The organism is Actinoplanes sp. DH11 (assembly GCF_020873875.1).
GTDB lineage: Bacteria > Actinomycetota > Actinomycetes > Mycobacteriales > Micromonosporaceae > Actinoplanes.
Genome location: NZ_JAHWGU010000004.1, coordinates 183,198 through 207,246, shown reverse-complemented (window position 1 = coordinate 207,246; position 24,049 = coordinate 183,198). Strand labels below are relative to the sequence as shown.

The window sequence follows — 24,049 nt, the reverse complement described above, 5'->3', positions numbered from 1 at the left end:
CCTCGAAACTGGTGTTCTGATCAATGCGTCAAGATTTTGGAGAGGAAATCGCGGGCGCGTTCACTCTTCGGGTTGGCAAAGAACTCCTCCGGTGCCGCCTGCTCCACGAGCTGGCCGTCGGCCATGAAGACCACCCGGTTCGCCGCGTGCCGGGCGAAGCCCATCTCGTGGGTGACCACCACCATGGTCATCCCCTCGCGGGCCAGGGAGGTCATCACGTCCAGCACCTCGCCGACCATCTCCGGGTCGAGCGCGCTGGTGGGCTCGTCGAAGAGCAGGGCCTTGGGCTGCATGGCGAGCGCGCGGGCGATCGCGACCCGCTGCTGCTGGCCACCGGAGAGCTGAGCCGGGTACTTCTCGGCCTGGTTGGCGATGCCGACCCGCTCGAGCAGCGACATGGCCCGCTCACGGACCACCGCCGGCTTCTCCTTGCGCACCTTGACCGGTCCCAGCATCACGTTCTGCAGGATGGTCTTGTGCGCGAACAGGTTGAAGGACTGGAACACCATGCCGACCTCGCTGCGCAGCCGGGCCAGCGCCCGGCCCTCCGCCGCGAGCGGCTGTCCGTCGAAAGTAATCGTGCCGGAGTCGATCGGCTCCAGCCGGTTGATCGCCCGGCACAGGGTCGATTTGCCGGATCCGGAGGGCCCGATGACGACCACGACCTCGCCGCGTGCGACAGACAAATCCACGTCCTGCAGCACGTGCAAGGGTCCGAACCACTTGTTGACGTTCTCCAGAACGATCAGAGCCTCGCCTGTCACCCCTGGTCCATCCACTCGTTGTCGGTTCACTCGAATGGACACACCCTAGGGGCACGTCAGTATCGGATCGTGTCGAGAATGGTCACGGAGCGGTAACACAGCCCGATCAGGGCGGGAGAGGTGTACAGCATGGTGGGCATGGCGGACGGCCTCTGGAACTGGTGTGCCGCCCAGCGGCTCGACGCGGAGCGGGTGCGGGGCGCCCTCGCCGGCGCCCTGGAACGCCCCGTCGGTGAGATCGAGACCACCGTTCCCGGCGCACTGCTCTGCGACGTCTATCACGTCGGCGGTGACTTCCCGACCCTGGTCGACGTCTACCTCGCACCCGGTGAGCTGGCCGAGGAGACCATCGCGAGCGCCGTCGCGGTCCGGCTCCGCACCGAGGTCCTGCTTCCCGACGACACCCTCAACCCGACGCGGTACGTGCTCGCGGAGCAGGACGGGACCCTGCGACCGGTGCACGTCACCGAGGTGGAGACGGACGACGGCCCGGAACGCCGGCACGTCCGGCCGTGCACCGGCTCGGATCCGGCGTGCGCCTCGCCGGCCGGATGTGACCGTTCGCGGTTCAAGCCGGACCCGACGCCGGAGCGGCCCGCCGTGGCGTAACGGGTAGCCTGGTCAATTGCCATGACTACCGAGATGCAGGGCGCCCCGCGCACCTACGATGTGCGCACCTACGGCTGCCAGATGAACGTGCACGACAGCGAGCGGATCTCCGGCCTGATGGAGGACGCCGGCTATGTGCGCGCCGTGGAGGCGGACGCGGCGGACGTCGTGGTCTTCAACACCTGCGCGGTCCGGGAGAACGCCGACAACCGGCTCTACGGCAACCTCGGGCACCTGCGCCCGACCAAGCTGAAGAACCCGGGCATGCAGATCGCGGTCGGCGGCTGCCTGGCGCAGAAGGACCAGGGCGACATCGTCAAGAAGGCGCCCTGGGTCGACGTCGTCTTCGGCACCCACAACATCGGCTCGTTGCCGGCGCTGCTGGAGCGCGCCCGGCACAACGAGGAGGCGCAGGTCGAGCTCCTCGAGTCGCTCGAGGTGTTCCCCTCCACGCTGCCCACCAAGCGCGAGTCGACGTACGCCGGTTGGGTCTCGATCTCGGTGGGTTGCAACAACACCTGCACGTTCTGCATCGTCCCGTCGCTGCGCGGCAAGGAGAAGGACCGCCGGCCCGGCGACATCCTTTCCGAGGTGCGCGCCCTGGTCGCCGAGGGTGTCCTCGAGGTGACCCTGCTCGGGCAGAACGTGAACTCCTACGGCGTCGAGTTCGGTGACCGGCTGGCCTTCGGCAAGCTGCTGCGCGCGACCGGCGAGGTGGAGGGCCTGGAGCGGGTCCGGTTCACCAGTCCGCACCCGAAAGACTTCACCGACGACGTGATCGCCGCGATGGCGGAGACGCCGAACGTCTGCCACTCGCTGCACATGCCGCTGCAGTCCGGCTCGGACCGGGTGCTCAAGGCGATGCGCCGCAGTTACCGCCAGGAGAAATACCTGGGCATCATCGAGAAGGTCCGCGCCGCCATGCCGGACGCCGCGATCACCACCGACATCATCGTCGGCTTCCCCGGCGAGACCGACGAGGACTTCGAACAGACCCTCGAGGTGGTCCGGCGGGCCCGGTTCTCCAGCGCGTTCACCTTCCAGTACTCCAAGCGTCCCGGCACGCCCGCCGCGGTGATGGACGACCAGCTGCCCAAGGCTGTCGTCCAGGAGCGCTACGAACGCCTGATCGCCACGCTCGAGGACATCACCTGGGCGGAGAACAAGAAGCTGGTCGGGGAGAAGGTCGAGGTCCTGGTCGCGGTCGGCGAGGGGCGCAAGGACGAGCGCACCGGCCGGATGAGCGGCCGCGCCCGCGACGGCCGCCTGGTCCACTTCGCGACCGGCGAGCTGACCGGCGCCCTGGCACCGCGGCCCGGCGACATCGTCGAGACGGTCGTCACCTACGCCGCGCCGCACCACCTCAACGCCGACGGCGACCCGCTGTCGCACCGCCGCACCCGCGCCGGTGACGCGCACGAGGCCGGCATCCGCCCCAAGCTCAAGGGCGTCTCGCTGGGCCTGCCCACCATCGGCAAGCCGGCGCCACTGCCGCCGGTCGAGGGCTGCGCCCTCTGAGATCCGCCGGGTAGCCGGCGCTTCCTACGATCTGGCGGCGGCCCGCAGGTGCGCCACCAGGGCGGTGGTGCCCGGCGGGTCGGGCGGCTCGCCGAGCAGCGCGACCGAGACCACCCGCCCGGCGCCCGGCAGCGGGACGACCCGGACCCCCGGGTGGCGGTGGGCGGCCAGCGCCAGCCCCGGCAGCGTGGTGGCACCCATGCCGGCGGCGACCAAGGCCTGCACCGCCACGTAGTCGTCGGTGGTGAACCGGACGTCCGGCACGAAACCCTCGGCCGCGCAGGCGGTCACCAGCCGGGCCCGGCACCGTTCGCACCCACCGATCCACGGCCGGTCCCGGTGGTCGGCGAGCCGGTCGCCGGTCCAGTCCGGCGGCGTCACCAGGTTCGTGCCGTCGGTCAGCAACGGCTCGTGACGCAGGCCGTCCAAGTCCGGTGACGCCTCGTCGGGATGGGCGAAGACCAGGGCCACCTCCACCTCGCCGCCGCGCAGCAGCCGGACCGCTTCGGGTGGCTCGGCCTCGGTGAACCGCAGGTCCACCCCCGGGTGGGCGGCGGCGAACCCGGCCGCCGCCGCCGGCACGAGCGTGCTCAGGGCGGAGGGGAAGGCGGCCAGCCGGACCCGGCCCGCCAGCAGCCCGGTGTGCGTCGCGAGTTCGGCCTCGGCCGCCGCGAGCCGGCCCAGGATCTCCTCGGCCCGGTCGGCGAGCAACCGGCCGGCATCGGTGAGCCGGATGCCACGGCCGACGCGCTGAACGAGCCGGCTGCCGGTCTCCGCCTCCAGCCGAGCCAGGTGGTGGCTGACCGAAGGCTGGGCATAGTGCAGCGCGCGTGCCGCCGCGGTGACCGAGCCATGCCGTGCCACGGCGACCAGCACGGTGAGCCGGGTGACGTCGAGCATGGCGCCAACCTATCAATCGAATCTATCGGTATCCCAGATCTTTGACATTGGACCTATGAGTCGGGTCGTCCGAGGATCGACGGTATGGAACCGACCCTCGCCGACATGCACGCCGCCCGATCCGTGATCGCAGCTCACCTGCCGCCCACCCCGCTCTGGTCCTACCCGCTGGTGGACCGGATCGCGAAAGCGACGGTGCTGGTCAAGCACGAGAACACGCAGCCCGTCGGCGCGTTCAAGATCCGTGGAGGGCTGACTTTGCTGGCCGGCATGACGCCTGCCGAGCGGCGGCGTGGTCTCGTCACCTATTCGACGGGCAACCACGCGCAGTCCCTCGCCTGGGCCAGCCGGGTCTTCGACGCCACCTGCACCGTGATCATGCCGGCGGCCACGCCCGGGTGGAAGGCGGCGGCGGTCGAGGGCTGGGGCGCCCGGGCGGTCCGGTCCGGCGACAGCCTAGAGGAGGCGGAGGCGTACGCCCGTGACCTCGCCCACCGGACCGGCGCCCGCCTGATCAGCCCCGGTGACACGCCCGAACTGCTGGCCGGGGTGGGCACCCTCTACCTGGAGATCCTTCAAGCGTGCCCGGACCTGGACGCGATGGTGGTCCCGGTCGGCAGCGGCACGGGCGCGGCGGCGGCTGCCCTGGTCGCCGGCGAGCTGGCGCCGGACTGCGCGGTGTACGCCGTCCAGTCCGCCGCCTCGCCGGCCGCCCACGACTCCTGGCACGCCGGCACCCTGGTCGGGCGCCCCAACCGCACCCGGGCCGCCGGCCTGGCCACCGGTCGCGGGTACGCCCTGCCGCAGCGGATGATGGCCGGCCGGCTGGCGGACTTCCTGCTCGTCGACGACGAGCGGATCACCGAGGCCCGTCGCCTGCTCGCCACCGCCGCGCACACCCTGGCCGAGGGCGCCGGCGCCGCAGCCCTGGCCGCCGTCCTGGCCCATCCGAACCGTTTCACCGGCCGCCGGGTCGCCGTCGTCTGCACCGGCGGCAACGCCGACGCGACCGAATTGTCCACCTTGACGGAGTGCCCGGAGCCGGCAGCGTGACTGATGCGAGAAGGCGGCGGGCCGGTCGGCCCGCCGCCTTCTGATGTCTCACCGAGCCCCGTAGCTCAGTTCGCCTGCTCGGCGAGGGACAGGAACTGCCGCTTCGAGGCCAGTGCCTGCTCGGCCTCCTTGATCCGGCGGGCGTCACCGGCGGCCTGGGCGCGCGCGAGGCGCTGCTCGGCCTCGGCGACCTGCTCGCGCATCTGACGCAGCAGCGGGTTGTCCTGCGGGCTGGTCTTGCGCCAGGCGGAGTCCATCGCGACCCGGATGCGCTCCTCGGCGGCCCGCCAGCGACGGTCCAGCGAGGCGGCCGCCTCGCGCGGCACCCGGCCGGCGTCGTGCCACGCGGCCTGGGCGTCACGCAGGCGGTTCTGCGCGGCGCGGGCGTCCGCGTCGACGTCTAGGGCCTCGATCTCGGCGAGGATGGCCTGCTTCTTCTCCAGGTTCCCCTGGTACTCCGCGTCGCGCGCCGAGAAGACCTCGCTGCGCCGGGTGAAGAACGCGTCCTGCGCGGCCCGGAAGCGTTCCCAGAGGCGCTGCTCGGCCTCCTTGGCAGCGCGGGGCGCCGCCTTCCACTCGGTCATCAGCTCCTTGAGCCGGTTGGCCGTCGCCGCCCAGTCGGTCGAGTCGGCAAGACCCTCCGCCTCGGTGACCAGCTCTTCCTTGGCGGTCTGTGCCTGCTTGCGCTGGCCGTCAAGGGTTGCGAAGTGCGCGCCACGGCGGCGGGTGAAGCCGTCCCGTGCGGTCGCGAACCGCTTCCACAGCTCGCCGTCGGTCTTCTTGTCGACGCCGCGGATCGTCTTCCACTCGTCGAGGATCTCCTTGAGGCGGTCGCCGGCCGACTTCCAGCCCGTCGCCTCGGCAGCGATCTTCTCCGCCTCCTCGACGAGGGCGGTCTTGCGCGCCAGGGCCTCGGTGCGGGCCACCTCGCGGGCCGCCCGGGCCTCGCCGGCCTTCTCCTCGGCGAGGGTGGCGAGGCGTTCCAGCCGGGCACTCAGGCCGTCGATGTCGCCGACCACGTGGGCCTCGTCGAGCGTGGTGCGCAGGCGCTTGACGCTGCTCAGGGAGTGGGCCGCGTCGGCCGCGCCCGACTTGAGGCGAGCCTCGACGAGGTCGACCTCGGTCACCAGGTCGGCGAATCGGCGGGCGAAGTGCGCCAGACCCTCCTCCGGCGTGCCCGCCTGCCAGGAGCCGACCACCCGGTCGCCCTCGGCGGTCTTCACGTACACGGTGCCGTCGGCATCCACGCGCCCGAAGGCCGTCCAGTCGTTCATCAGCTCATCCTCGTTCTCCCGGCGTCGCCGGCCCCGAAACGGGACCCACGCCCACCGCCACAGCGCAGTGAATGCCAACCTTCCCACGGGCATTCTTTCTCGCGCATTGTCACAGGTCCAACCCGGTCAGGGGAAAGCTCCCGCCAACGACCGTGACACAACGGTGTCCTACGGTTGGCCGGTGCCGTTCCGAGCAGGTCATCGTGTGGTCACCGTCGTCGGCCCGACGGCGGCCGGCAAGTCCGCGCTGAGCATCGCCCTCGCCCAGGAAATCGGTGGTGAGGTCGTCAACGCCGACTCGATGCAGCTCTACCGCGGCATGGACATCGGCACCGCCAAGCTCACCGAGGCCGAACGTGACGGCGTGCCGCACCACCTGCTCGACATCTGGGACGTCACCGAGCCGGCGGCGGTGGCCGAGTACCAGCGGCTGGCCCGGTCGGCGATCGACGACATCCTGGACCGGGGACGGGTGCCGCTGCTGGTCGGCGGTTCCGGTCTGTATGTGCGCGCGGTTCTGGAGGACTTCGAGTTCCCGGGCACCGATCCGGTGATCCGCGCCCGGCTGGAGGAGCGGCTCCGTGCGGAGGGCCCGGCGCGGTTGCACGGCGAGCTCGCGGCGCGCGACCCGGCGGCGGCCGCGAAGGTCCTGCCCTCGAACGGCCGCCGGATCGTCCGTGCCCTCGAGGTGATCGAGCTGACCGGGCAGCCGTTCACGGCGGCTCTGCCCGACCCGAAGCCGGTCTACGACGCCGTGCAGATCGGCGTCGACCGGGACACCGCCGAGCTGGACGAACGGATCGCGCTGCGGGTCGACCTGATGTGGGCGGCCGGTCTGGTGGACGAGGTGCGCGGCCTGGCCGGCATCCGGGAGGGGCGGACGGCCTCGCGCGCCCTCGGCTACCAGCAGGCGCTCGCCCAGCTCGACGGCGAACTCACCGAGGAGCAGGCCAAGGAGGACACGGTCCGCGGCACCCGCCGGTTCGTCCGCCGGCAGCGGTCCTGGTTCCGCCGCGATCCCGCGATCACCTGGCTGGACGCGGCCGCGCCGACGCTGCTGGCCGATGCGCTGGCGGTTGCGCGATGATGGGCGGCGTGCTTCTCACCAAGGGTCTGCGTTTCACCAAGGGTCACGGCACCGGCAACGACTTCGTCGTCCTGCCCGACCCCGACGGCGAGCTGGAGCTGACGCCGGAGCTCGTCGCGTCGCTCTGCGACAGGCGCCGGGGGATCGGCGGCGACGGCGTGCTGCGGGTGGTGCGCAGCGCCAAGCACCCGGAGGCCGCCGGGTTCGCCGGTGAGGCCGAGTGGTTCATGGACTACTGGAACAGTGACGGCTCGCTCGCCGAGATGTGCGGCAACGGCGTCCGCGTCTTCGTCCGGTTCCTGCTGGAGAACGGCCTGGCCACGCCCGGCCCGACGGGCCTGCCGGTGGCGACGCGAGCCGGGATCATGGTCGCCGTGGTGGGCGCGGAGACGATCCGGGTGCGGATGACCACCCCGAGGGTGTACGCGGGAAGCACCGCGACCGTCGGCGCACTCACCGTCCCCGGCGTCGCGGTGGACTGCGGGAACCCGCACCTCGTCTGCGGCCTGCACGACGGGGTGACCCTGGGGTCGCTGGACCTGACCCGGGAGCCGCTGTTCGACGCGGGGGTCTTCCCGCACGGGGTGAACGTCGAGTTCGTCGAGCCGGCCGAGCCGGTCGACGGCGCCGACGGTCACGTCCGGATGCGGGTGCACGAGCGCGGCTCCGGCGAGACGCTGTCCTGCGGCACCGGCGCGCTCGCCGTGGGTGCGGTCGCCCTGCGGGACGCGGGCCGCACGACTGGTTCGATCGCCGTGGACCTGCCGGGTGGCCGGTTGACCGTGACCGCCGACGCGGAGGGCGCCTGGTGGCTCGCGGGCCCGGCGGTGCTCGTCGCCTCCGGCACGGTGCTCTGATGCTCCGGCACGGCCCGGGGACGACGCACCGGGTCGCCCACCGGGGCTACGCGGCGGCCGCGCCGGAGAACACGCTGCCCGCCTTCGAGGCCGCGGTCCGGGCCGGCGCCACGATCGTCGAGTTCGACGTGCGGGTCACCGCCGACGGCGTGCCCGTGGTGATCCACGACCGGACCGTCGACCGCACCACCACCGGTCGCGGCCGGATCTGGGACCTGCGCTGGGACGAGATCGCCGAGCTGGACGCCGGTGTCCGGTTCAGTCCGGCCTTCGCCGGTGTCCGGGTGCCGTCGCTGGCGGCCGTGCTCGACCTGCTCCGCGACGCACCGGCCGAACTCCTCGTGGAAATCAAGTCGCCGGCGACGCTTGACGAGGTCAAGGCCGTGATCGCCCAGCTCACCGAGTACGACGTACTGGACCGCTCGGTGATCCAGAGCTTCGACCCGGACGTGGTCCGCAAGGCCCGCGAGGTCGCCCCGGAGCTGCGGCGTGGCCTGCTGCTGTTCCGTTTCGACGCGGAGACGGTGTCCCAGGCCCGGGAGCTCGGCGTGGTCCTCTGCAACCCGCCGGTGGACGACGTGCTGACCGGCCCGGGCATGGTGGCCGAGCTGCGCGACGCGGGCGTGGGCGTGATGCCGTGGACGGCGAACGACCGTTCCCAGTGGGGCGCCCTGCTGGAGGCCGGTGCGGCCGGCCTGATCACCGACTACGTGGGTGAACTGACCGGCTGGACCGACCTCCGTCGCTGACGTCGCGCCGCCGGGCTAGAAGATGCCCTCGGGTGCCTGGTCGAGCTCGGACTCCGGGGTCGCGGCCGGGTTGCTCGGTGCCGGGACGCCCCGGACCACCGCGCGGATGGCGGCGGCCACGGCCGGGGTGACCCGCTGGTCGAAGACGCTCGGGATGATGACCGTGGGGTTGAGCTTGTCCTCACCCACGACGTCGGCGATCGCCCGGGCCGCAGCCAGGGCCATCTCCTCGGTGAAGCCCTCGGCGCTCACGTCGAGCATGCCGCGGAACACCCCGGGGAACGCCAGCACGTTGTTGATCTGGTTGGGCTGGTCGGACCGGCCGGTCGCCACGACGGCGGCGTGCTTGCGGGCCTCCCGGGGGTCGACCTCCGGGTCCGGGTTGGCGAGCGCGAAGACGATCGACTTCTCGGCCATCTTGGCGATGTCGTCCCCGGTCAGCAGGTTCGGGGCGCTGACGCCGATGAAGACGTCCGCGCCGACGATCGCGCCCGGCAGGTCACCGGAGTAGTCGTCCTTGTTCGTGTGCTCGGCCAGCCACTGCCAAGTTTCCGACATGTCCGGCATCCCACGGTGCAGGGCGCCCTTCCGGTCGTACGCGATGATGTCGCCCACACCCTGCCGCAGCAGCAGCTTCATGATCGCCGTGCCGGCGGCACCGGCACCGGAGACGACCACCCGGACGTCCTCGAGACGCTTGCCGACCACCCGCAGCGCGTTGGTCAGCGCGGCCAGCACGCAGATCGCCGTGCCGTGCTGGTCGTCGTGGAAGACCGGGATGTCCAGCAGCTCACGCAGCCGGGCCTCGATCTCGAAGCACCGCGGCGCCGCGATGTCCTCCAGGTTGATCCCGCCGTAGGCCGGGGCGATCGCCTTGACGATCGCCACGATCTCGTCGGTGTCCTGGGTGTCCAGCACCACGGGCCAGGCGTCCACGCCGCCGAACCGCTTGAACAGCGCCGCTTTGCCTTCCATCACCGGCATCGCGGCGGCCGGGCCGATGTTGCCCAGGCCGAGCACGGCCGAGCCGTCGCTGACCACGGCGACCGTGTTGCGCTTGATGGTGAGGCGGCGGGCGTCGGCCGGGTTCTCGGCGATCGCCATGCAGACCCGCGCCACACCCGGGGTGTACGCCCGGGACAGCTCATCCCGGTTACGCAGAGCAACCTTCGAGTTGACCTCGATCTTGCCGCCCAGGTGCAGCAGGAAGGTGCGGTCGGAGACCTTGCGGACGTCGACCCCGTCCTGGTCCTCGAGTTGCTTGACCACCTGGTCGGCGTGCGCGGAGTCGGCGGTGTCGCAGGTCAGGTCGACAATGACGTGGGTGGCGTCGGAATCGACCACGTCCAGCGCGGTCACGATCGCCCCGGCTTCACCGACGCAGGTGGTGAGGCGGCCGATGGACGAGGCGTCCGCGGTCACAGCGATACGGATCGTGATCGAGAATCCTGCACTGGGCAGGCGGGTGGTCACCACGGTGGTCCCTCCGACGTTGGTGGGTGAGTTCACCGCATTGTCGCTCTTGCGGAATAGTCGATGCCCCTGCGGTGGTTACTCATGAGTCAGCCACGGTTATGTGGGTGCGCTCGCCCTCGTGACGTGCCACGATCGGGCGTAGGAGGTAACTTTTGCGAAACACGTACCAGACACCGGTCCTTGACGAGCCGGATCTCACAACCGGCGAGCTCGAGCTCGAGGAGCGGCACTCGCTCAGGCGGGTGGCCGGTCTCTCCACCGAGCTCACCGACATCACCGAGGTCGAGTACCGGCAGCTCCGACTCGAAAGAGTGGTGCTGGTCGGCGTCTGGACCGAGGGCAGCGTCGCCGACGCGGAGAACTCGCTCACCGAGCTCGCCGCGCTGGCCGAGACCGCAGGATCGCAGGTGCTCGAGGGCCTGATCCAGCGGCGCAAACAGCCGGACGCGGCCACCTTCATCGGCCGGGGCAAGGTCGACGAACTGCGTGACGTGGTCGTCAGCACCGGCGCCGACACGGTCATCTGTGACGGCGAGCTCTCCCCGTCTCAGCTGCGCAAGCTCGAGGAACAGGTCAAGGTCAAGGTCGTCGACCGGACCGCGCTGATCCTCGACATCTTCGCCCAGCACGCCAAGAGCCGGGAGGGCAAGGCGCAGGTCGAGCTCGCCCAGCTGCAATACCTGCTGCCACGACTGCGCGGCTGGGGCGACTCGCTGTCCCGCCAGGGCGGTGGCGCCGGTGGCGGTGCGGGTGGCGGCGGTGTCGGCACCCGTGGTCCCGGTGAGACGAAACTCGAGACCGACCGTCGCCGGATCAACACCCGGATCGCCAAACTGCGGCGTGAGATCAAGTCCATGAAGACGGTACGGGAGACCAAACGGTCCCGCCGTGCCGCCAGCGGTGTCCCGGCCGTGGCGATCGCCGGTTACACCAACGCCGGCAAGTCCAGCCTGCTGAACCGGCTGACCCAGGCCGGCGTGCTGGTGGAGGACGCCCTGTTCGCCACGCTCGACCCGACGACCCGGCGCACCGCCGCCGAGGACGGTCGTGTCTTCACCCTCTCCGACACGGTCGGCTTCGTGCGGCACCTGCCGCACCAGATCGTGGAGGCGTTCCGCTCCACGCTGGAGGAGGTCGCCCACGCCGACCTGGTGGTGCACGTCGTCGACGGCGGCCACCCGGACCCGGAGGGTCAGGTCAGTGCCGTCCGCGAGGTGCTGGGTGAGGTCGGCGCCGACCGGATCCCCGAGCTGCTCGTGGTCAACAAGGTCGACGCGGCCGACGAAGAGACGCTCCTTCGCCTCAAGCGGGCATGGCCGGACGCCGTGTTCGTGTCGGCCCGGTCCGGTGTGGGCATCGACGAGCTGCATGCGGCCATCGCCGACCGGCTGCCCAGGCCGGCCGTCGACATGCTGATCCTGCTGCCGTACGACCGGGGTGACCTGGTGGCCAAGGTGCACCGGTCCGGTCAGGTGCTGGCGTCACGCCATCTGGACGACGGCACCGAGCTGCGTGTCCGGGTGGACGAGGAACTCGCCGCCGAACTCGGCGGATTCCGGCTCTGAACAGGTGGCTTCGATGGCTCTGAGATCGCTCTCACCAGCGGTGATCCACACGTAATACCCAGGGGCGGCGCCGCATGCGACACTGTGCGGATGCGGCGTCTCGTCTTCTCGATCATCGTGGCCACGGGCTTCGTGATGGTCGGTTCCTCAAGCGCGTCCGCCGAGGACCCGACACCCGCGCCGACGGTGAGTGCCAAGGCGACCCCCGGCAAGAAACTCTGCAAGATCACGGACCCCCGGCTCGACGAGATCTCCGGGCTCGTGGCGACCAAGACCGGTTACGTCGTCATCGACGACGGGACCGAGGAGAGCGCCAAGCGCGAGATCTTCTTCCTGAACAAGAAGTGCGCGGTCGTCGAGACCCAGGAGTACAGCGGGGAAGGCCCGCGGGACACCGAGGACCTGATCCTCTCCGCGGACGGCAAGACACTCTGGATCGCCGACATCGGTGACAACGTGGCCCGCGACAAGAAGGGCGAGCCGCGCAAGAACATCGCGGTCTGGAAGATGGCGGCCGACGGCTCCAAGAAGCCGACCCTCTACCGGATGAGCTACCCCGACGGCGACGCGCACGACGCCGAGGCGCTGCTCATCGACGGCGACGGCCTGCCGCTCGTCATCACCAAGGAGATCGGCGCGACCGCCGGCGTCTACAAGCCGTCCGGCCCGCTCGTGGCGAAGAACACCGACGGTGTGGCGATGACCCGGGTGGCCGAGCTCTCCGTGAACCCGACCGAGACCGCCGGCAACGCCGTGGCCCGCATCGGCAACCGGACCATCACCGGCGGCGCGGTCGCGCCCGGCGGTGACAAGGTGGCGCTCCGCACGTACACCGACGCCCTTGAATGGGATGTCAAGAACGGCGACGTGGTGGCCGCGCTGAAGAACGAGCCGCGGACGACCGGCCTGCCCAACGAGCCGTTCGGCGAGTCGATCTCGTACAGCACGGACGGCCGCCTCTTCCTCACCGTCTCCGACATGAACGGTGACAAGGAGACGGCCAACAACATCCGGGAGTACACGCCCGCCACCGAGATCGCCGCGGTCTCGGCGAAGTCCGGGCAGGACTCCTCCGGCGGCTCCTGGTACTCGAACCTCACCGTCGACGACGTGACCTGGTTCGTCGCCGGCATCGGGGGCCTCGGCCTCATCCTGGTCGCTGCCGGCGTCTTCGGCATCGTGCGCTTCCGCAAGTCACCGGCCGCGATCGCGGCGGCCGAGGCCGACGACCTGCCCGGCGGGCTCAACACCGGCGACCCGGAGACCGAACTCATCGGCGTCGGCGGCCTGCCGCAGCGGGCAGCCGCCTACGGCCGCCCCGGCGGCGGATCTCCCGTCTACGGCGCGGCCGCCCAGTCCGGTCCGGCACCCGGCGCCCCCGGCCCCCAGCGCGGCGGCGGCCCGGCGCCCGCCGGCCCCCAGCGCGGCGGCAACGGCGTCTACGGCGGAGTCCCGGCCGGCGCGGCGCAGGGCAACGCCCAGTACCGCCGGCCCGGCGGCTCGCAGCCCGGCGGCCAGCAGCCTGGTGGTCAGAAGTCCGGTGGTCAGCCGCCCGGTGGTCAGAAATCTGGTGGTCAGCCCGTCGGCGCGCCGCAGCCCGGTGGCCCTCAGCAACCGGCGCGCGGACCCCAGCAGGGTGGTCAGCGAGGCCCGCAGTCTCAGCCCGGTCGCGGTCCCGGCCCGCAGTCTCAGCCCGGTCGCGGTCCCGGCCCGCAGTCTCAGCCCGGTCGCGGTCCCGGCCCGCAGTCTCAGCCCGGTCGTGGTCCGGGCCCGCAGCAGCAGCCCGGCCGTGGTCCGGGCCCGCAGTCCCAGCCCGGCCGCGGTGGCGGCGCCCAGCCCCAGCCCGCGCGCGGTGGCGGCGGGCAGTCGCAGCCCGGCCGCGGTGGTCCGCAGCAGGGTGGCGGCGCGCGTGGTCCGCAGCAGCCGCGCGGTCCGCAGGGCGCACCTCAGGGCGGCCCGCGCGGTCCCCAGCAGGGTGGTCCGCGAGGCCCGCAGCAGCCCGGGCGCGGGCAGCAGCCGCCGCGTGGCGGTGGCGGTGCTGGTGGCGGCGTCTACGGTGGTGGGCCCGCTCCCCAGAGTGGCGCCCCGCAGGGCCCCGGCCCCAAGGGTGGCGGCCAGCCGGGGGCCGGTTCCCGGGGTGGCGGCCAGCAGGGGCCTGGTCCCAGAGGCGGCGGCCAGCAGGGTCCGGGGCCGAAGGGCGGCCAGCAGGGTCCCGTCCGCGGCCCCCAGGGCGGTCCGCCGCAGGGCGGCCCCGGCAAAGGCGGTCCCGGCCAGCGGCCGGGCGTCTACGGCGGCAACCGCCCGCCGGAGGACCGGAACTACCGCTAGCAGCCGCCCGCCGGAGGACCGGAACTACCGCTAGCAGCCGCCCGCCGGATGGACCTGAACCACCGGTAGTGACCGGCCGCTGGATGGCTGGAACCAACGGTAGTGACCGGCCGCTGGATAGCTGGAACCAACGGGTGACATCCGCCGGCCGGAGGACCGTGGCCAGCGGTGGCAGCCGCCGCCGGATGGGCGGAACCTTTGGCGGCAGCCGCAAGGCAACTGCCGGGAACCGCTCCGCGCAGCCCGGTCGTCTGCCGTCCGGCGCGGGTGTTCCGGCGATGGTGAGTCCATGGCCGAGGGCCGGTCCTGGGGGCCGGCCCTCGATGCGTCGGGGTGCGGGCGGTCACCCGTACCCCGCTGAAGGGTCAGACCCGGCGCAGGACCGCCACGACCTTGCCCATGATGGTGGCGTCGTCGCCGGGGATGGGGTCGAAGGCGGGGTTCGCCGGCATCAGCCAGACGTGGCCGTCGCGCTGGCGGTAGCTCTTCACCGTGGCCTCGCCGTCGATCATGGCGGCCACGATGTCGCCGGCCTCGGCGGTGTGCTGCTGGCGCACCACGACCCAGTCGCCGTTGCAGATGGCCGCGTCGATCATCGACTCGCCCTTGACCTCGAGCATGAAGACGTCGCCCTCGCCGACCAGTTCGCGCGGGAGGGGGAAGAAGTCCTCCACGGACTGCTCGGCCAGGATCGGGCCACCGGCGGCGATCCGGCCGACCAGAGGCACGTACGCCGGTTGCGGGCGGGCGGCGCGCAACGCCTCGTCGTCGACCATCTCGCCGGGGACGCGGACGTCGACGGCGCGCGGCCGGTTCGGGTCGCGTCGCAGGTAGCCTTTGCTCTCCAGGGCTTTCAGCTGGTAGGCCACGCTGGAGGGGGAGACCAGGCCGACCGCTTCGCCGATCTCGCGCACGCTCGGCGGGTATCCGTAACGCTCCACCCAGTCGCGGATGAACTCGAGGATGCGGCGCTGGCGTGCGGTGAGGTCGGGGGCGACGGCCTCGGGGACGTGCCCGATCGGTGTGACCGAGCGCAGCTGGGGTGCGTCGGCGCTGCGGGCCCGGCTCGGTGTGCGGCGCCGGATGGCCGCCGGGGCGTTACCGGCCTCGGGCTTCCTCGTCGGTTGCTGCTCGCTCGTCCGGTCGTCGGTCGACACGTCCGCCCTCCCTGTCGGCCAGTGCCTGTCGGCACGTGGTGCGTCGCGGAGCCGGACCGACGCTGTGGGGATGGCATCTGCCCGGCTGACCCCTCTTGACCCAGAACCGTAATAGGGAGATGCGACATATTCAAACATCTGTACGAGCTTTTCCCGGCGTGTCGCGCGTCGGGGCTCGACTTCCGTACGCGTGTTCTGATAGACCGTCGTACGGGCGTTCTATAGAACTGGTGTCCACAAGCCAGTGGGCGAGGAGGGGTCGACATGGTTTCCAGTGGGATGCGACACGCCGCGCCGCCCGTGCGGCTGACCCGGCGTGGCCGGATGGTTCTTCTCGGTGTCTACCTGGTGCTCGCGGTGCTCGCCAGTGTCGTGTTGTTCACGTCGGCTTCGCAGGGCTGACCTGCGCCGTTAACTGTCCCTCGATGGTCATCCGTCGGGTGGCTCGTCCGATTCACCGGCGCGTCGCACCGCGTCCATCGGCTTCGGTGAGTGATCGTGACATCACCCCTGGTGGTGAGCTTTAAATCGCGGCGCGTCGGCACACCGCTTGGCTTGCGTCCGCGTCCGCCGGGGCATAGCGTCTACCCCAACATCTAGTGGTTACATGGATGCAAGTTATCCACAGGTTGGGTTTCCCTCTCCCCGGTTATCCACACACCGTGCACAGCCTCGCAGTGGTTCTGACCATGGCGAAGCTGTGCTTCTGTGTGCTCGGACCCCGTCGGGAGGGACTCGGAGGGGGTTCGCGGTGCGTTGCCCGTACTGCCGTCACGCCGATTCGCGTGTGGTCGACTCGCGCGAAGCCGATGACGGTCAGCTGATCCGCCGCCGCCGGTCGTGCACCGAATGCGGCAAGCGGTTCACCACTGTCGAGGAGGCGGTCCTCGCGGTGGTCAAGCGCAGCGGCGTCACCGAACCCTTCAGCCGTACGAAGATCATGAGTGGCGTCCGGAAGGCCTGCCAGGGCCGTCCCGTCGACGAGGACTCGATCGCGCTGCTCGCGCAGCGGGTCGAGGAGACCGTCCGGGCCCGGGGCGCCGCCGAGATCCCCAGCCACGAGGTGGGACTGGCCATCCTCACGCCGCTGCGTGAGCTGGACCAGGTGGCCTACCTGCGGTTCGCCAGCGTCTACAAGGCGTTCGACTCTCTCGACGAATTCGAGAACGAGATCGCCGCGCTGCGCGAGGCGCCCGCCGTCCGGGAACCCGGGACGCGACACGCCGTCGCGCCACGGTCCGGCGCGCGGACACCCAAGCTCAACGGCTGAGCACAGCCGGCAAGCCAGCTACACCTTTCCGCGGGTTTCTACGAGGGGGAGCACATCCTTATGGCCGGAGACGGCATCACAGCAGGTCGCCAGCGCAGCCGGACGAGCGGCGGCAGCGGCGCGGCGGCCGGGGGGCTGCGTGTGGAGCGTGTGTGGACGACCGAGGGCGTCCACCCGTACGACGAGGTGGAGTGGGAACGCCGCGACGTCGTCATGACCAACTGGCGTGACGGCTCGATCAACTTCGAGCAGCGCGGCGTGGAGTTCCCGGCGTTCTGGAGCGTGAACGCCGCGAACATCGTCACGACGAAGTACTTCCGCGGAGCGGTCGGCACGCCCGAGCGCGAGGTTTCGCTCCGGCAGCTGATCGACCGCGTGGTGAAGACCTACCGCAAGGCGGGCGAGGAGTACGGCTACTTCGCGACCCCGGCCGATGCCGAGATCTTCGACCACGAGCTCACCTGGATGCTGCTGCACCAGGTCTTCAGCTTCAACTCGCCGGTCTGGTTCAACGTCGGCACCCAGTCGCCGCAGCAGGTCAGCGCCTGCTTCATCCTCTCCGTCGACGACTCGATGGACTCGATCCTCGACTGGTACAAGGAAGAGGGCCTGATCTTCAAGGGCGGTTCCGGCTCGGGTGTGAACCTGTCCCGGATCCGGTCCTCGAAGGAGCTGCTCTCCTCCGGCGGCACCGCGAGCGGCCCGGTCAGCTTCATGCGCGGCGCCGACGCCAGCGCGGGCACCATCAAGTCCGGTGGCGCCACCCGGCGGGCCGCGAAGATGGTCATCCTCGACGTCGACCACCCGGACATCGAGGAGTTCGTCCGGACCAAGGCCCGCGAGGAAGACAAGATCCGGGCGCTGCGGGACGCCGGCTTCGACATGGACCTGGGCGGCGACGACATCGTCTCCGTGCAGTACCAGAACGCCAACAACTCGGTGCGGGTCAGCGACGAGTTCATGCGGGCGTACGAGGAGGGCACCGAGTTCGGTCTCCGCGGCCGGCTCAACGGCGAGGTCATCGAGACCATCGACGCCAAGAAGCTGTTCCGTGACATCGCCACCGCCGCGTGGGAGTGCGCCGACCCGGGTCTGCAGTACGACGACACCATCAACGACTGGCACACGAACCCCGAGACGGGCCGGATCACCGCGTCCAACCCCTGCTCGGAGTACATGTCGCTGGACGACTCGTCCTGCAACCTGGCCTCGCTGAACCTGATGAAGTTCCTCAAGGCCGACGGTGGCTTCGAGGTGGAGAAGTTCGTCAAGAGCGTCGAGTTCATCATCACCGCGATGGACATCTCGATCTGCTTCGCCGACTTCCCGACCGAGAAGATCGGGGTCACCACCCGCGCCTACCGCCAGCTGGGCATCGGGTACGCGAACATCGGCGCCCTGCTGATGGCGTCGGGCCTGCCCTACGACTCGGAGGCCGGCCGTGGCGTCGCCGCCGCGATCACCTCGCTGATGACCGGTACGGCGTACCGTCGCTCCGCCGAGCTGGCCGGTGTCGTCGGGGCGTACGAGGGCTATGCCCGCAACGCCGACGCCCACCAGCGCGTCATGCGCAAGCACGCCGCCGCCAACGACGAGATCCGCCCGCAGGGCGTCGTCGCCACCGAGATCGTCCGTGAGGCCACCAAGCAGTGGAAGAACGGCAACAAGATCGGTGAGAAGAACGGCTGGCGCAACGCGCAGGCCTCGGTGCTCGCACCGACCGGCACCATCGGCCTGATGATGGACTGCGACACCACCGGCATCGAGCCCGACCTGGCTCTGGTCAAGTTCAAGAAGCTGGTCGGCGGCGGCTCCATGCAGATCGTCAACCAGACGGTGCCGCGCGCCCTGCGCACCCTCGGCTACCCCGAGGAGCAGGTCGAGGCGATCGTCGAGCACATCTCCGACCACGGCAACGTCGTCGACGCGCCCGGCCTCAAGCCGGAGCACTACGCGGTCTTCGACTGCGCCATGGGCGAGCGGGCCATCGCCCCGCTGGGTCACGTGCGGATGATGGCGGCCGTGCAGCCGTTCATCTCCGGCGCCATCTCCAAGACGGTCAACATGCCGGAGACGGCCACCGTCGAGGAGATCGAGGAGATCCACTACCAGGGCTGGAAGCTCGGCCTGAAGGCACTCGCGATCTACCGCGACAACTGCAAGGTCGGCCAGCCGCTCTCGGCCGGCAAGGGCGCCAAGGCGACCGAGAAGGCTCCGGCCGAGGCCGCCCCGGCTGCCGAGGTCGAGAAGGTCATCGAGTACCGGCCGGTCCGCAAGCGCCTGCCCAAGAAGCGCCCGTCCGAGACGGTGTCCTTCTCGGTCGGCGGCGCCGAGGGTTACCTGACCGCGTCGTCCTACCCGGACGACGGCCTCGGTGAGGTCTTCCTGAAGATGTCGAAGCAGGGCAGCACCCTGGCCGGTGTGATGGACGCCTTCTCGGTGGCCATCTCGATCGGCCTGCAGTACGGCGTCCCGCTGGAGACGTACGTCGCGAAGTTCACCAACATGCGCTTCGAGCCCGCCGGCATGACCGACGACCCGGACGTGCGCATGTCGTCCTCGGTGATGGACTACATCTTCCGTCGCCTGGCACTGGACTTCCTGCCGTACGAGACCCGCTCCGAGCTGGGCATCTTCACGGCCGCCGAGCGTACCGCCCAGGCACAGGCCGAGATGGCCGCCGAAGCCGGCGGCGTGGACCTGGCCGGCATGGCCGCGTCCGCCCCGGTGGCCGCCACCACCCCGGCCGCACCCGCGCCCGAGGCGACGAAGCCCGCCACGCCCGCCGAGGCACCGGTCACCGCCGGCTCCTCGACCGAGCTCCTGGAAATCGTCACCGGCCACGCCGCCGACGCGCCGCTCTGCTTCACCTGCGGCACCAAGATGCGCCGCGCGGGCAGCTGCTACGTCTGCGAGGGCTGCGGCTCCACCTCCGGCTGCAGCTGACATCGGGTAGCCCCGCGAGCGAATGCCTCCCGTCCGATTCTGGGCGGGAGGCATTCGCTGCGGGCGGCCGGGTCGAGGCGGGCTTTCGTCACGCCGGGTCGCAGGATGCTCCGGATCCGCACGCAGACATCGTCCGTCATCGCGGCAACGCTGCCGGTACGGTGTGCCGGTGAAGCGAGGTCTGGCACAGTCCCTGGCCGTGTGGGCGGGTGGGATCGTGGTCATCTACCTGGTCCGGAAGGCAGCCGTCGCCTGGGTGGTTTTCGCCGCCGCGCCGATTGCGGTGATCCTTATCGGTCAGTGGCACAGCCGGCACGCTCGGCGGGACAGTGCGGTCGGCGCGTTTGCCGGTGCGGTGCTGTGGCCCGTACTCGGTGGTTTTGCCCTGGTTGCCGTCAACCTTGCCGCCGCCGGGCTGTCCGACCACGAGTGAGCCGGGGCCCGGCGCGGCGGGTGGGTCAGCGATGGCCCGCCAGGAAATCGCTGATGATCGAGGCGAGGGCGGTGGGCTGCTCGATAACCATGGCGTGCGAGGCGTCGGCGAGCGAGAGGTAGCGCAGGTGCGGCACCGACTGCGCCTGCTCCACCAGGAAGCGGCGGTGCGACTCGTAGAGCTCGGCGAACGGCTCCTGCTGCGGCAGGCTGCGAGTGGGCAGCACGACCAGCTCCGGGCAGGTGGTGGCCGCGTAGACGGGGGTCAGGTCCAGCGCGTTCATCAGCGCGCGCAGCTCGGAGGTGGCCTGCGCGGACGGCCGGATCGACGTCTCGCCGGCCACGTGCACCAGGTTGCGCCGGAAGCCCTCGATCCACACCTTCTCGTTGGCGCCCATGTCGCGGGCCGCCATCTGCTGCTGCTCCACCAGGTCGGGGAGCTGGTCCGCGGGGATGACCTGGCCGGCGGCTGCCTCGACCGCGTCGAAGACGCTGTGCAACCGGGCCAGTTCGGCCGTCGCCTTCTCCGGGTCCAGTCCGGGCAGGTGCGCCGGGGTCGTGGGCGGCGGGTTGCCGTCGAGGCTGACCACACCGAGCGACTCCGGGTGCCGCTGACCCCAGAGGGCGGCGAGCATCCCGCCGAGGGAGTGACCGACAACTGCGGGGCGGTCCAGTTCCATCTGTACGCAGACGGCCGCCAAATCCCCGAGCGCCGCGTCCCAGGTCCACGGTCCGTCGCCGGAGCGGCCGTGCCCGCGCAGATCGACGGTGATCACCCGATGGCGTGGCCGGAGGGCGCGGGCCAGCGTGGTCATGTGCGCCAGGTTGGCCCCGGCGCCGTGCAGGAGCAGCAGCGGTGGCTGGTCGCCGCCGAAGTCCCGGACGGCGACGGGCAGTTCGCCGGCGTCGATGAGACGGTCGTTGATCATGGGATCTCCTCTGTCGGAGGCGTGTTGAGCAAGCGGTCACGGACGGCGGCGACCGGCACACCGCCGTCGGGGTGGCGGGGCAGGCGCCCACGCCGGACCAGGTCGTGCACGCCCTGCCGGCTGATGCCGAGCATGGCGCCGGCGGTCGTCAGGGAGACCGACTCCGCGAACGGGTGCCCGACCCGGCGGACGACCGCCTGGCCGAGCGGGGTGCGCCACCACTCCGGGGGCGGGGCGAACGCGTGCTCGTCGCTGTGCAACGTCGCCATGACCCGGGCGATGGCATGGACGGCCGCGGCGTGGTCGCCGTACTCGATGGTGTGCGCCCAGCCGGCGGCCCGCCGGCGCAGCATCGACCGCAGCGCGACGGAGGTCTCACCGTCCTCGAGCAGGATCTCCAGCGGGTCGAGCAGCCGCACCTCGACGAGGCGGAGAAGCTGCTCGGCCAGGGCGTCCATGCGGCAATCCTGCGCTACTTGACAGTGGCCGTCAAGCGAGTGCGACACAGGCCTCCCCGGCAGGGTGCGGCCCGATCACCGCCCAGCCGGCTCGGCTCGCGCATCGACCGCGTGTTCTTTTGGCGGCCCGGCTCGCGCGTCGACGCCGTGCCCCCTTGCCGGCTCGGATGGCGGCGGCCGCGCGTCTATAGCGAGATGTTGATCTGCTAGCGATGCGAAATCGCGGTCATGACCCCATGATCACAGCGATTTCGCATCGCTAGCAGATCAACACCGTCACGCGGACCGTAGTGCGCCGCACCGGCACTGACGCCGGCACGGACGCCGACGCCGGCACGGACGCGGACGCCGGCACCGGCGAGCCGGGCGGCTGGGCGGTCGGGCGGCTGGGCGGTCGGGTCGAGCCGAGTGGTCCGGCGGCTGGGTGGTCGGGCGGCTGGGCGGTCGGGTCGAGCCGAGTGGTCCGGCGGCTGGGTGGTCCGGCGGCTGGGCGGTCCGGCGGCTGGGCGGTCCGGCGGCTACCGGCTGACCGCGAAGGCCAAGGGCGGGCACGGGCCGAGCGCGGAAATCGGCTGGCTGAGTGACACAGGTGGACGGCATGAAAAGCCGACGGGCCGCCACGAGGACGACCCGTCAGATCCGACGAAAAACGTCAGTGACCGGCCACGAACACCCGGGACGCCACCTCACGCGGCAGCCGGATTTTGTCGCCGGAACGGTCGATGGTGACGCCGTCGCGCTCCTGTGCCACGGTCACCGTGGCACCCGGGTCGATGCCGGCGGTGTGCAGCTGGCGCAGGACGTCGGCGTTGGTCTGGACGCTCTCGCAGATCCGACGCACCACGACACTGCCGGACAGGCCGGGGAATGCCAGGTTGCGCTCTATCTGACTCTGCGCCAGCTCGATGGCTGTCTCGTCCGGCGCGCCCAGCTCCTCCAGTCCGGGGATCGGGTTCCCGTACGGTGAACGGGTCGGCTTGTTGAGCAGCTCGTAGACGCGCTTTTCCACGGCGTCGCTCATCACGTGCTCCCAGCGGCAGGCCTCCTCGTGGGCCTCCTCGTAGGGCATGCCGATGACGTTGACGAGCAGAAGCTCGGCGAGCCGGTGTTTGCGCATGACGGCGACCGCGTTGGCGCGGCCCATGTCGGTCAGCACCAGGTGGCGGTCGCCCTCGACGGTCAGCAGACCGTCTCGTTCCATCCGGGCGACGGTCTGGCTGACCGTGGGACCGCTCTGGTGCAGGCGTTCGGCGATGCGGGCTCGGAGTGCTGGCACACCTTCTTCCTCGAGTTCGAGGATGGTGCGCAGGTACATCTCGGTGGTATCGACGAGATCGTTCACGATGCGGTCCTCCCAGCAGCGATAATACCGCGCGGCGGGGGGTTGACATCCGCCCCGAGCAAGTGCCTGATGACCCTACCCGACCCCGGAACACGTGTGCTAACGACACGTCGCCCCCGGCCGGGCGATCGTGGGCGTGGCAGCATGTGCGCATGGCGGACGAGACGACGGCGGTCGTGTGGGACGGAGCCCTGCTCGACTACGACATGGGCGATCATCCGCTGAACCCGGTGCGGGTCGAGTTGACCATGGCGTTGGCGCGGGAACTGGGTGTGCTGGACCGGCCGACGGTCCGGATGCTCACCCCGCAGCCGGCGACTGAGACCGATCTCACCCGGGTGCACCGGCCCGACTACCTGGACGCGGTGCGACTGGCGCCGATCGATCCCTTCTTCACCGGCTGGGGCCTCAACACCGTCGACAACCCGGTCTTCGAGGGGATGCACGACGCCTCCGCCCGGATCTGCGGCGCCACCATCGCGGCCGCCGAGGCGGTCTGGACGGGTTCCGCCCGCCGGGCCGTGAACGTGGCCGGCGGCCTGCATCACGCCCTGCCGGCCCGGGCCTCCGGGTTCTGCGTCTACAACGACCCGGCCGTGGCGATCGCCTGGCTGCTGGAGCAGGGTGCCCGGCGGGTGGCCTACATCGACGTCGACGTGCACCACGGCGACGGCGTGCAGACCGCCTTCTTCAACGACCCCCGGGTGCTGACCGTGAGCCTGCACGAGACGCCGCTCGCGCTCTGGCCGGGCACCGGGTTCGCCGACGAGATCGGCGGGCCGGACGCCGAGGGCACCGCGGTGAACGTGCCGCTGCCACCGGGCACCGAGGACGCCGGCTGGCTGCGTGCCTTCCACGCGGTGGTGCCGTCGGTGGTCCGCGCGTTCGCACCCGAGATCATCATCAGTCAGTGCGGCGCCGACGCGCACCGCCTCGACCCGCTCGCCGATCTGAGGCTGTCGGTGGACGGGCAGCGCGCGGCCTACGTGGCGATCCGCGCGCTCGCCGACGAGCTCTGCGACGGCCGCTGGGTGGCGACCGGCGGCGGCGGGTACGCCCTGGTCGAGGTCGTCCCACGGGCCTGGTCGCACCTGCTCGCGGTGGCCACCGGTGAGCCGCTCGACCCGCGGACGCCGACCCCGCCGGGCTGGCGGGAACTGGCGGCCCGGCGCTGTCCCGGTGGCGCCGTTCCGGAGTCGATGACCGACGGCGCGGAGCCGATCCTGCAACACTGGTCGCCGGGCACCACCGATCCGATCGACCGGGCCATCCAGGCGACCCGGTCGGCGGTGTTCCCCCTGCACGGACTGGACCCGCACGACCCCAGGGACTGAC

Annotated in this window: 21 protein-coding genes; 13 read left to right on the top strand and 8 right to left on the bottom strand. The window is 71.1% G+C overall.

Annotated features, from left to right (window positions below; genetic code table 11):
- Positions 1-20: 20 nt before the first annotated feature.
- On the bottom strand, positions 21-764 hold the full coding sequence (locus LPA41_RS08090) for an amino acid ABC transporter ATP-binding protein (protein WP_308036524.1): 744 nt from the start codon (positions 762-764) through the stop codon (positions 21-23).
- Positions 765-902: 138 nt separating this feature from the next.
- On the opposite strand from LPA41_RS08090, the gene LPA41_RS08085 reads away from it, so the two are divergent.
- Positions 903-1,373 (top strand): hypothetical protein, encoded by a 471-nt coding sequence (locus LPA41_RS08085; RefSeq protein ID WP_229069314.1) that lies wholly within the window; start codon positions 903-905, stop codon positions 1,371-1,373.
- 21 nt (positions 1,374-1,394) lie between these two features.
- Complete coding sequence (gene miaB, locus LPA41_RS08080; protein WP_229069313.1) at positions 1,395-2,891, top strand: tRNA (N6-isopentenyl adenosine(37)-C2)-methylthiotransferase MiaB; 1,497 nt, start codon at positions 1,395-1,397, stop codon at positions 2,889-2,891.
- 24 nt (positions 2,892-2,915) lie between these two features.
- Here miaB and LPA41_RS08075 read toward each other — a convergent pair whose 3' ends face one another.
- Entirely contained in the window at positions 2,916-3,791 is an 876-nt protein-coding gene (locus LPA41_RS08075; RefSeq protein WP_229069312.1) for a LysR family transcriptional regulator, read from the bottom strand.
- An 84-nt stretch (positions 3,792-3,875) separates the two neighbouring features.
- Here LPA41_RS08075 and LPA41_RS08070 point away from each other — a divergent pair, with 84 nt between their 5' ends.
- A complete protein-coding gene (locus LPA41_RS08070) occupies positions 3,876-4,844 on the top strand; it encodes a threonine/serine dehydratase (RefSeq protein ID WP_229069311.1) in 969 nt (322 codons plus the stop codon).
- A 65-nt stretch (positions 4,845-4,909) separates the two neighbouring features.
- Here the strand turns inward: LPA41_RS08070 and LPA41_RS08065 are convergent, their stop codons facing one another.
- On the bottom strand, positions 4,910-6,118 hold the full coding sequence (locus LPA41_RS08065) for a DUF349 domain-containing protein (RefSeq protein ID WP_229069310.1): 1,209 nt from the start codon (positions 6,116-6,118) through the stop codon (positions 4,910-4,912).
- A gap of 67 nt (positions 6,119-6,185) precedes the next feature.
- Here LPA41_RS08065 and miaA point away from each other — a divergent pair, with 67 nt between their 5' ends.
- From miaA to LPA41_RS08050, 3 genes are read left to right on the top strand one after another with little or no spacing between them, the layout of a single operon-like run.
- Positions 6,186-7,205, top strand: coding sequence for a tRNA (adenosine(37)-N6)-dimethylallyltransferase MiaA (gene miaA, locus LPA41_RS08060; protein ID WP_374238125.1), 1,020 nt, complete (start codon positions 6,186-6,188; stop codon positions 7,203-7,205).
- A 26-nt stretch (positions 7,206-7,231) separates the two neighbouring features.
- A complete protein-coding gene (gene dapF / locus LPA41_RS08055) occupies positions 7,232-8,062 on the top strand; it encodes a diaminopimelate epimerase (protein ID WP_229069466.1) in 831 nt (276 codons plus the stop codon).
- A complete protein-coding gene (locus LPA41_RS08050; protein ID WP_229069308.1) occupies positions 8,062-8,811 on the top strand; it encodes a glycerophosphodiester phosphodiesterase family protein in 750 nt (249 codons plus the stop codon). Before dapF ends, LPA41_RS08050 begins: the two co-directional genes overlap by 1 nt.
- 15 nt (positions 8,812-8,826) lie before the next feature.
- On the opposite strand, the gene LPA41_RS08045 is transcribed toward LPA41_RS08050, so the two are convergent.
- Positions 8,827-10,287 carry an NAD-dependent malic enzyme gene (locus tag LPA41_RS08045; RefSeq protein WP_229069465.1) on the bottom strand — a complete coding sequence of 487 codons (1,461 nt, stop codon included), beginning with the start codon at positions 10,285-10,287 and terminating at the stop codon, positions 8,827-8,829.
- Between the two features lie 152 nt (positions 10,288-10,439).
- Here LPA41_RS08045 and hflX point away from each other — a divergent pair, with 152 nt between their 5' ends.
- Together hflX and LPA41_RS43225 are read left to right on the top strand one after the other, a co-directional pair.
- Complete coding sequence (gene hflX, locus LPA41_RS08040; RefSeq protein ID WP_229069307.1) at positions 10,440-11,852, top strand: GTPase HflX; 1,413 nt, start codon at positions 10,440-10,442, stop codon at positions 11,850-11,852.
- Positions 11,853-11,942: 90 nt separating this feature from the next.
- Positions 11,943-14,180 carry a hypothetical protein gene (locus LPA41_RS43225; protein ID WP_374238124.1) on the top strand — a complete coding sequence of 746 codons (2,238 nt, stop codon included), beginning with the start codon at positions 11,943-11,945 and terminating at the stop codon, positions 14,178-14,180.
- A 365-nt stretch (positions 14,181-14,545) separates the two neighbouring features.
- Here the strand turns inward: LPA41_RS43225 and lexA are convergent, their stop codons facing one another.
- Positions 14,546-15,337 carry a transcriptional repressor LexA gene (gene lexA / locus LPA41_RS08030; protein ID WP_229069306.1) on the bottom strand — a complete coding sequence of 264 codons (792 nt, stop codon included), beginning with the start codon at positions 15,335-15,337 and terminating at the stop codon, positions 14,546-14,548.
- A gap of 264 nt (positions 15,338-15,601) precedes the next feature.
- Between lexA and LPA41_RS08025 the strand changes: the two genes are divergently transcribed.
- From LPA41_RS08025 to LPA41_RS08010, 4 genes are all read left to right on the top strand, one after another.
- Positions 15,602-15,739, top strand: a complete 138-nt coding sequence (locus LPA41_RS08025; RefSeq protein ID WP_229069305.1) for a hypothetical protein — start codon at positions 15,602-15,604, stop codon at positions 15,737-15,739.
- A 349-nt stretch (positions 15,740-16,088) separates the two neighbouring features.
- Complete coding sequence (gene nrdR, locus LPA41_RS08020; protein WP_229069304.1) at positions 16,089-16,607, top strand: transcriptional regulator NrdR; 519 nt, start codon at positions 16,089-16,091, stop codon at positions 16,605-16,607.
- A 60-nt stretch (positions 16,608-16,667) separates the two neighbouring features.
- Positions 16,668-19,553, top strand: coding sequence for a vitamin B12-dependent ribonucleotide reductase (locus LPA41_RS08015; RefSeq protein ID WP_229069303.1), 2,886 nt, complete (start codon positions 16,668-16,670; stop codon positions 19,551-19,553).
- 217 nt (positions 19,554-19,770) lie between these two features.
- Positions 19,771-19,986 carry a hypothetical protein gene (locus LPA41_RS08010; protein ID WP_229069302.1) on the top strand — a complete coding sequence of 72 codons (216 nt, stop codon included), beginning with the start codon at positions 19,771-19,773 and terminating at the stop codon, positions 19,984-19,986.
- Positions 19,987-20,011: 25 nt separating this feature from the next.
- Here the strand turns inward: LPA41_RS08010 and LPA41_RS08005 are convergent, their stop codons facing one another.
- From LPA41_RS08005 to LPA41_RS07995, 3 genes are all read right to left on the bottom strand, one after another.
- A complete protein-coding gene (locus LPA41_RS08005; protein ID WP_229069301.1) occupies positions 20,012-20,914 on the bottom strand; it encodes an alpha/beta fold hydrolase in 903 nt (300 codons plus the stop codon).
- Entirely contained in the window at positions 20,911-21,372 is a 462-nt protein-coding gene (locus LPA41_RS08000; protein ID WP_229069300.1) for a hypothetical protein, read from the bottom strand. Before LPA41_RS08000 ends, LPA41_RS08005 begins: the two co-directional genes overlap by 4 nt.
- A gap of 652 nt (positions 21,373-22,024) precedes the next feature.
- Positions 22,025-22,717 (bottom strand): metal-dependent transcriptional regulator, encoded by a 693-nt coding sequence (locus LPA41_RS07995; protein ID WP_308036528.1) that lies wholly within the window; start codon positions 22,715-22,717, stop codon positions 22,025-22,027.
- Positions 22,718-22,866: 149 nt separating this feature from the next.
- Here LPA41_RS07995 and LPA41_RS07990 point away from each other — a divergent pair, with 149 nt between their 5' ends.
- Positions 22,867-24,048 carry an acetoin utilization protein AcuC gene (locus LPA41_RS07990; RefSeq protein ID WP_229069298.1) on the top strand — a complete coding sequence of 394 codons (1,182 nt, stop codon included), beginning with the start codon at positions 22,867-22,869 and terminating at the stop codon, positions 24,046-24,048.
- The last annotated feature ends 1 nt before the right edge of the window (position 24,049 follow it).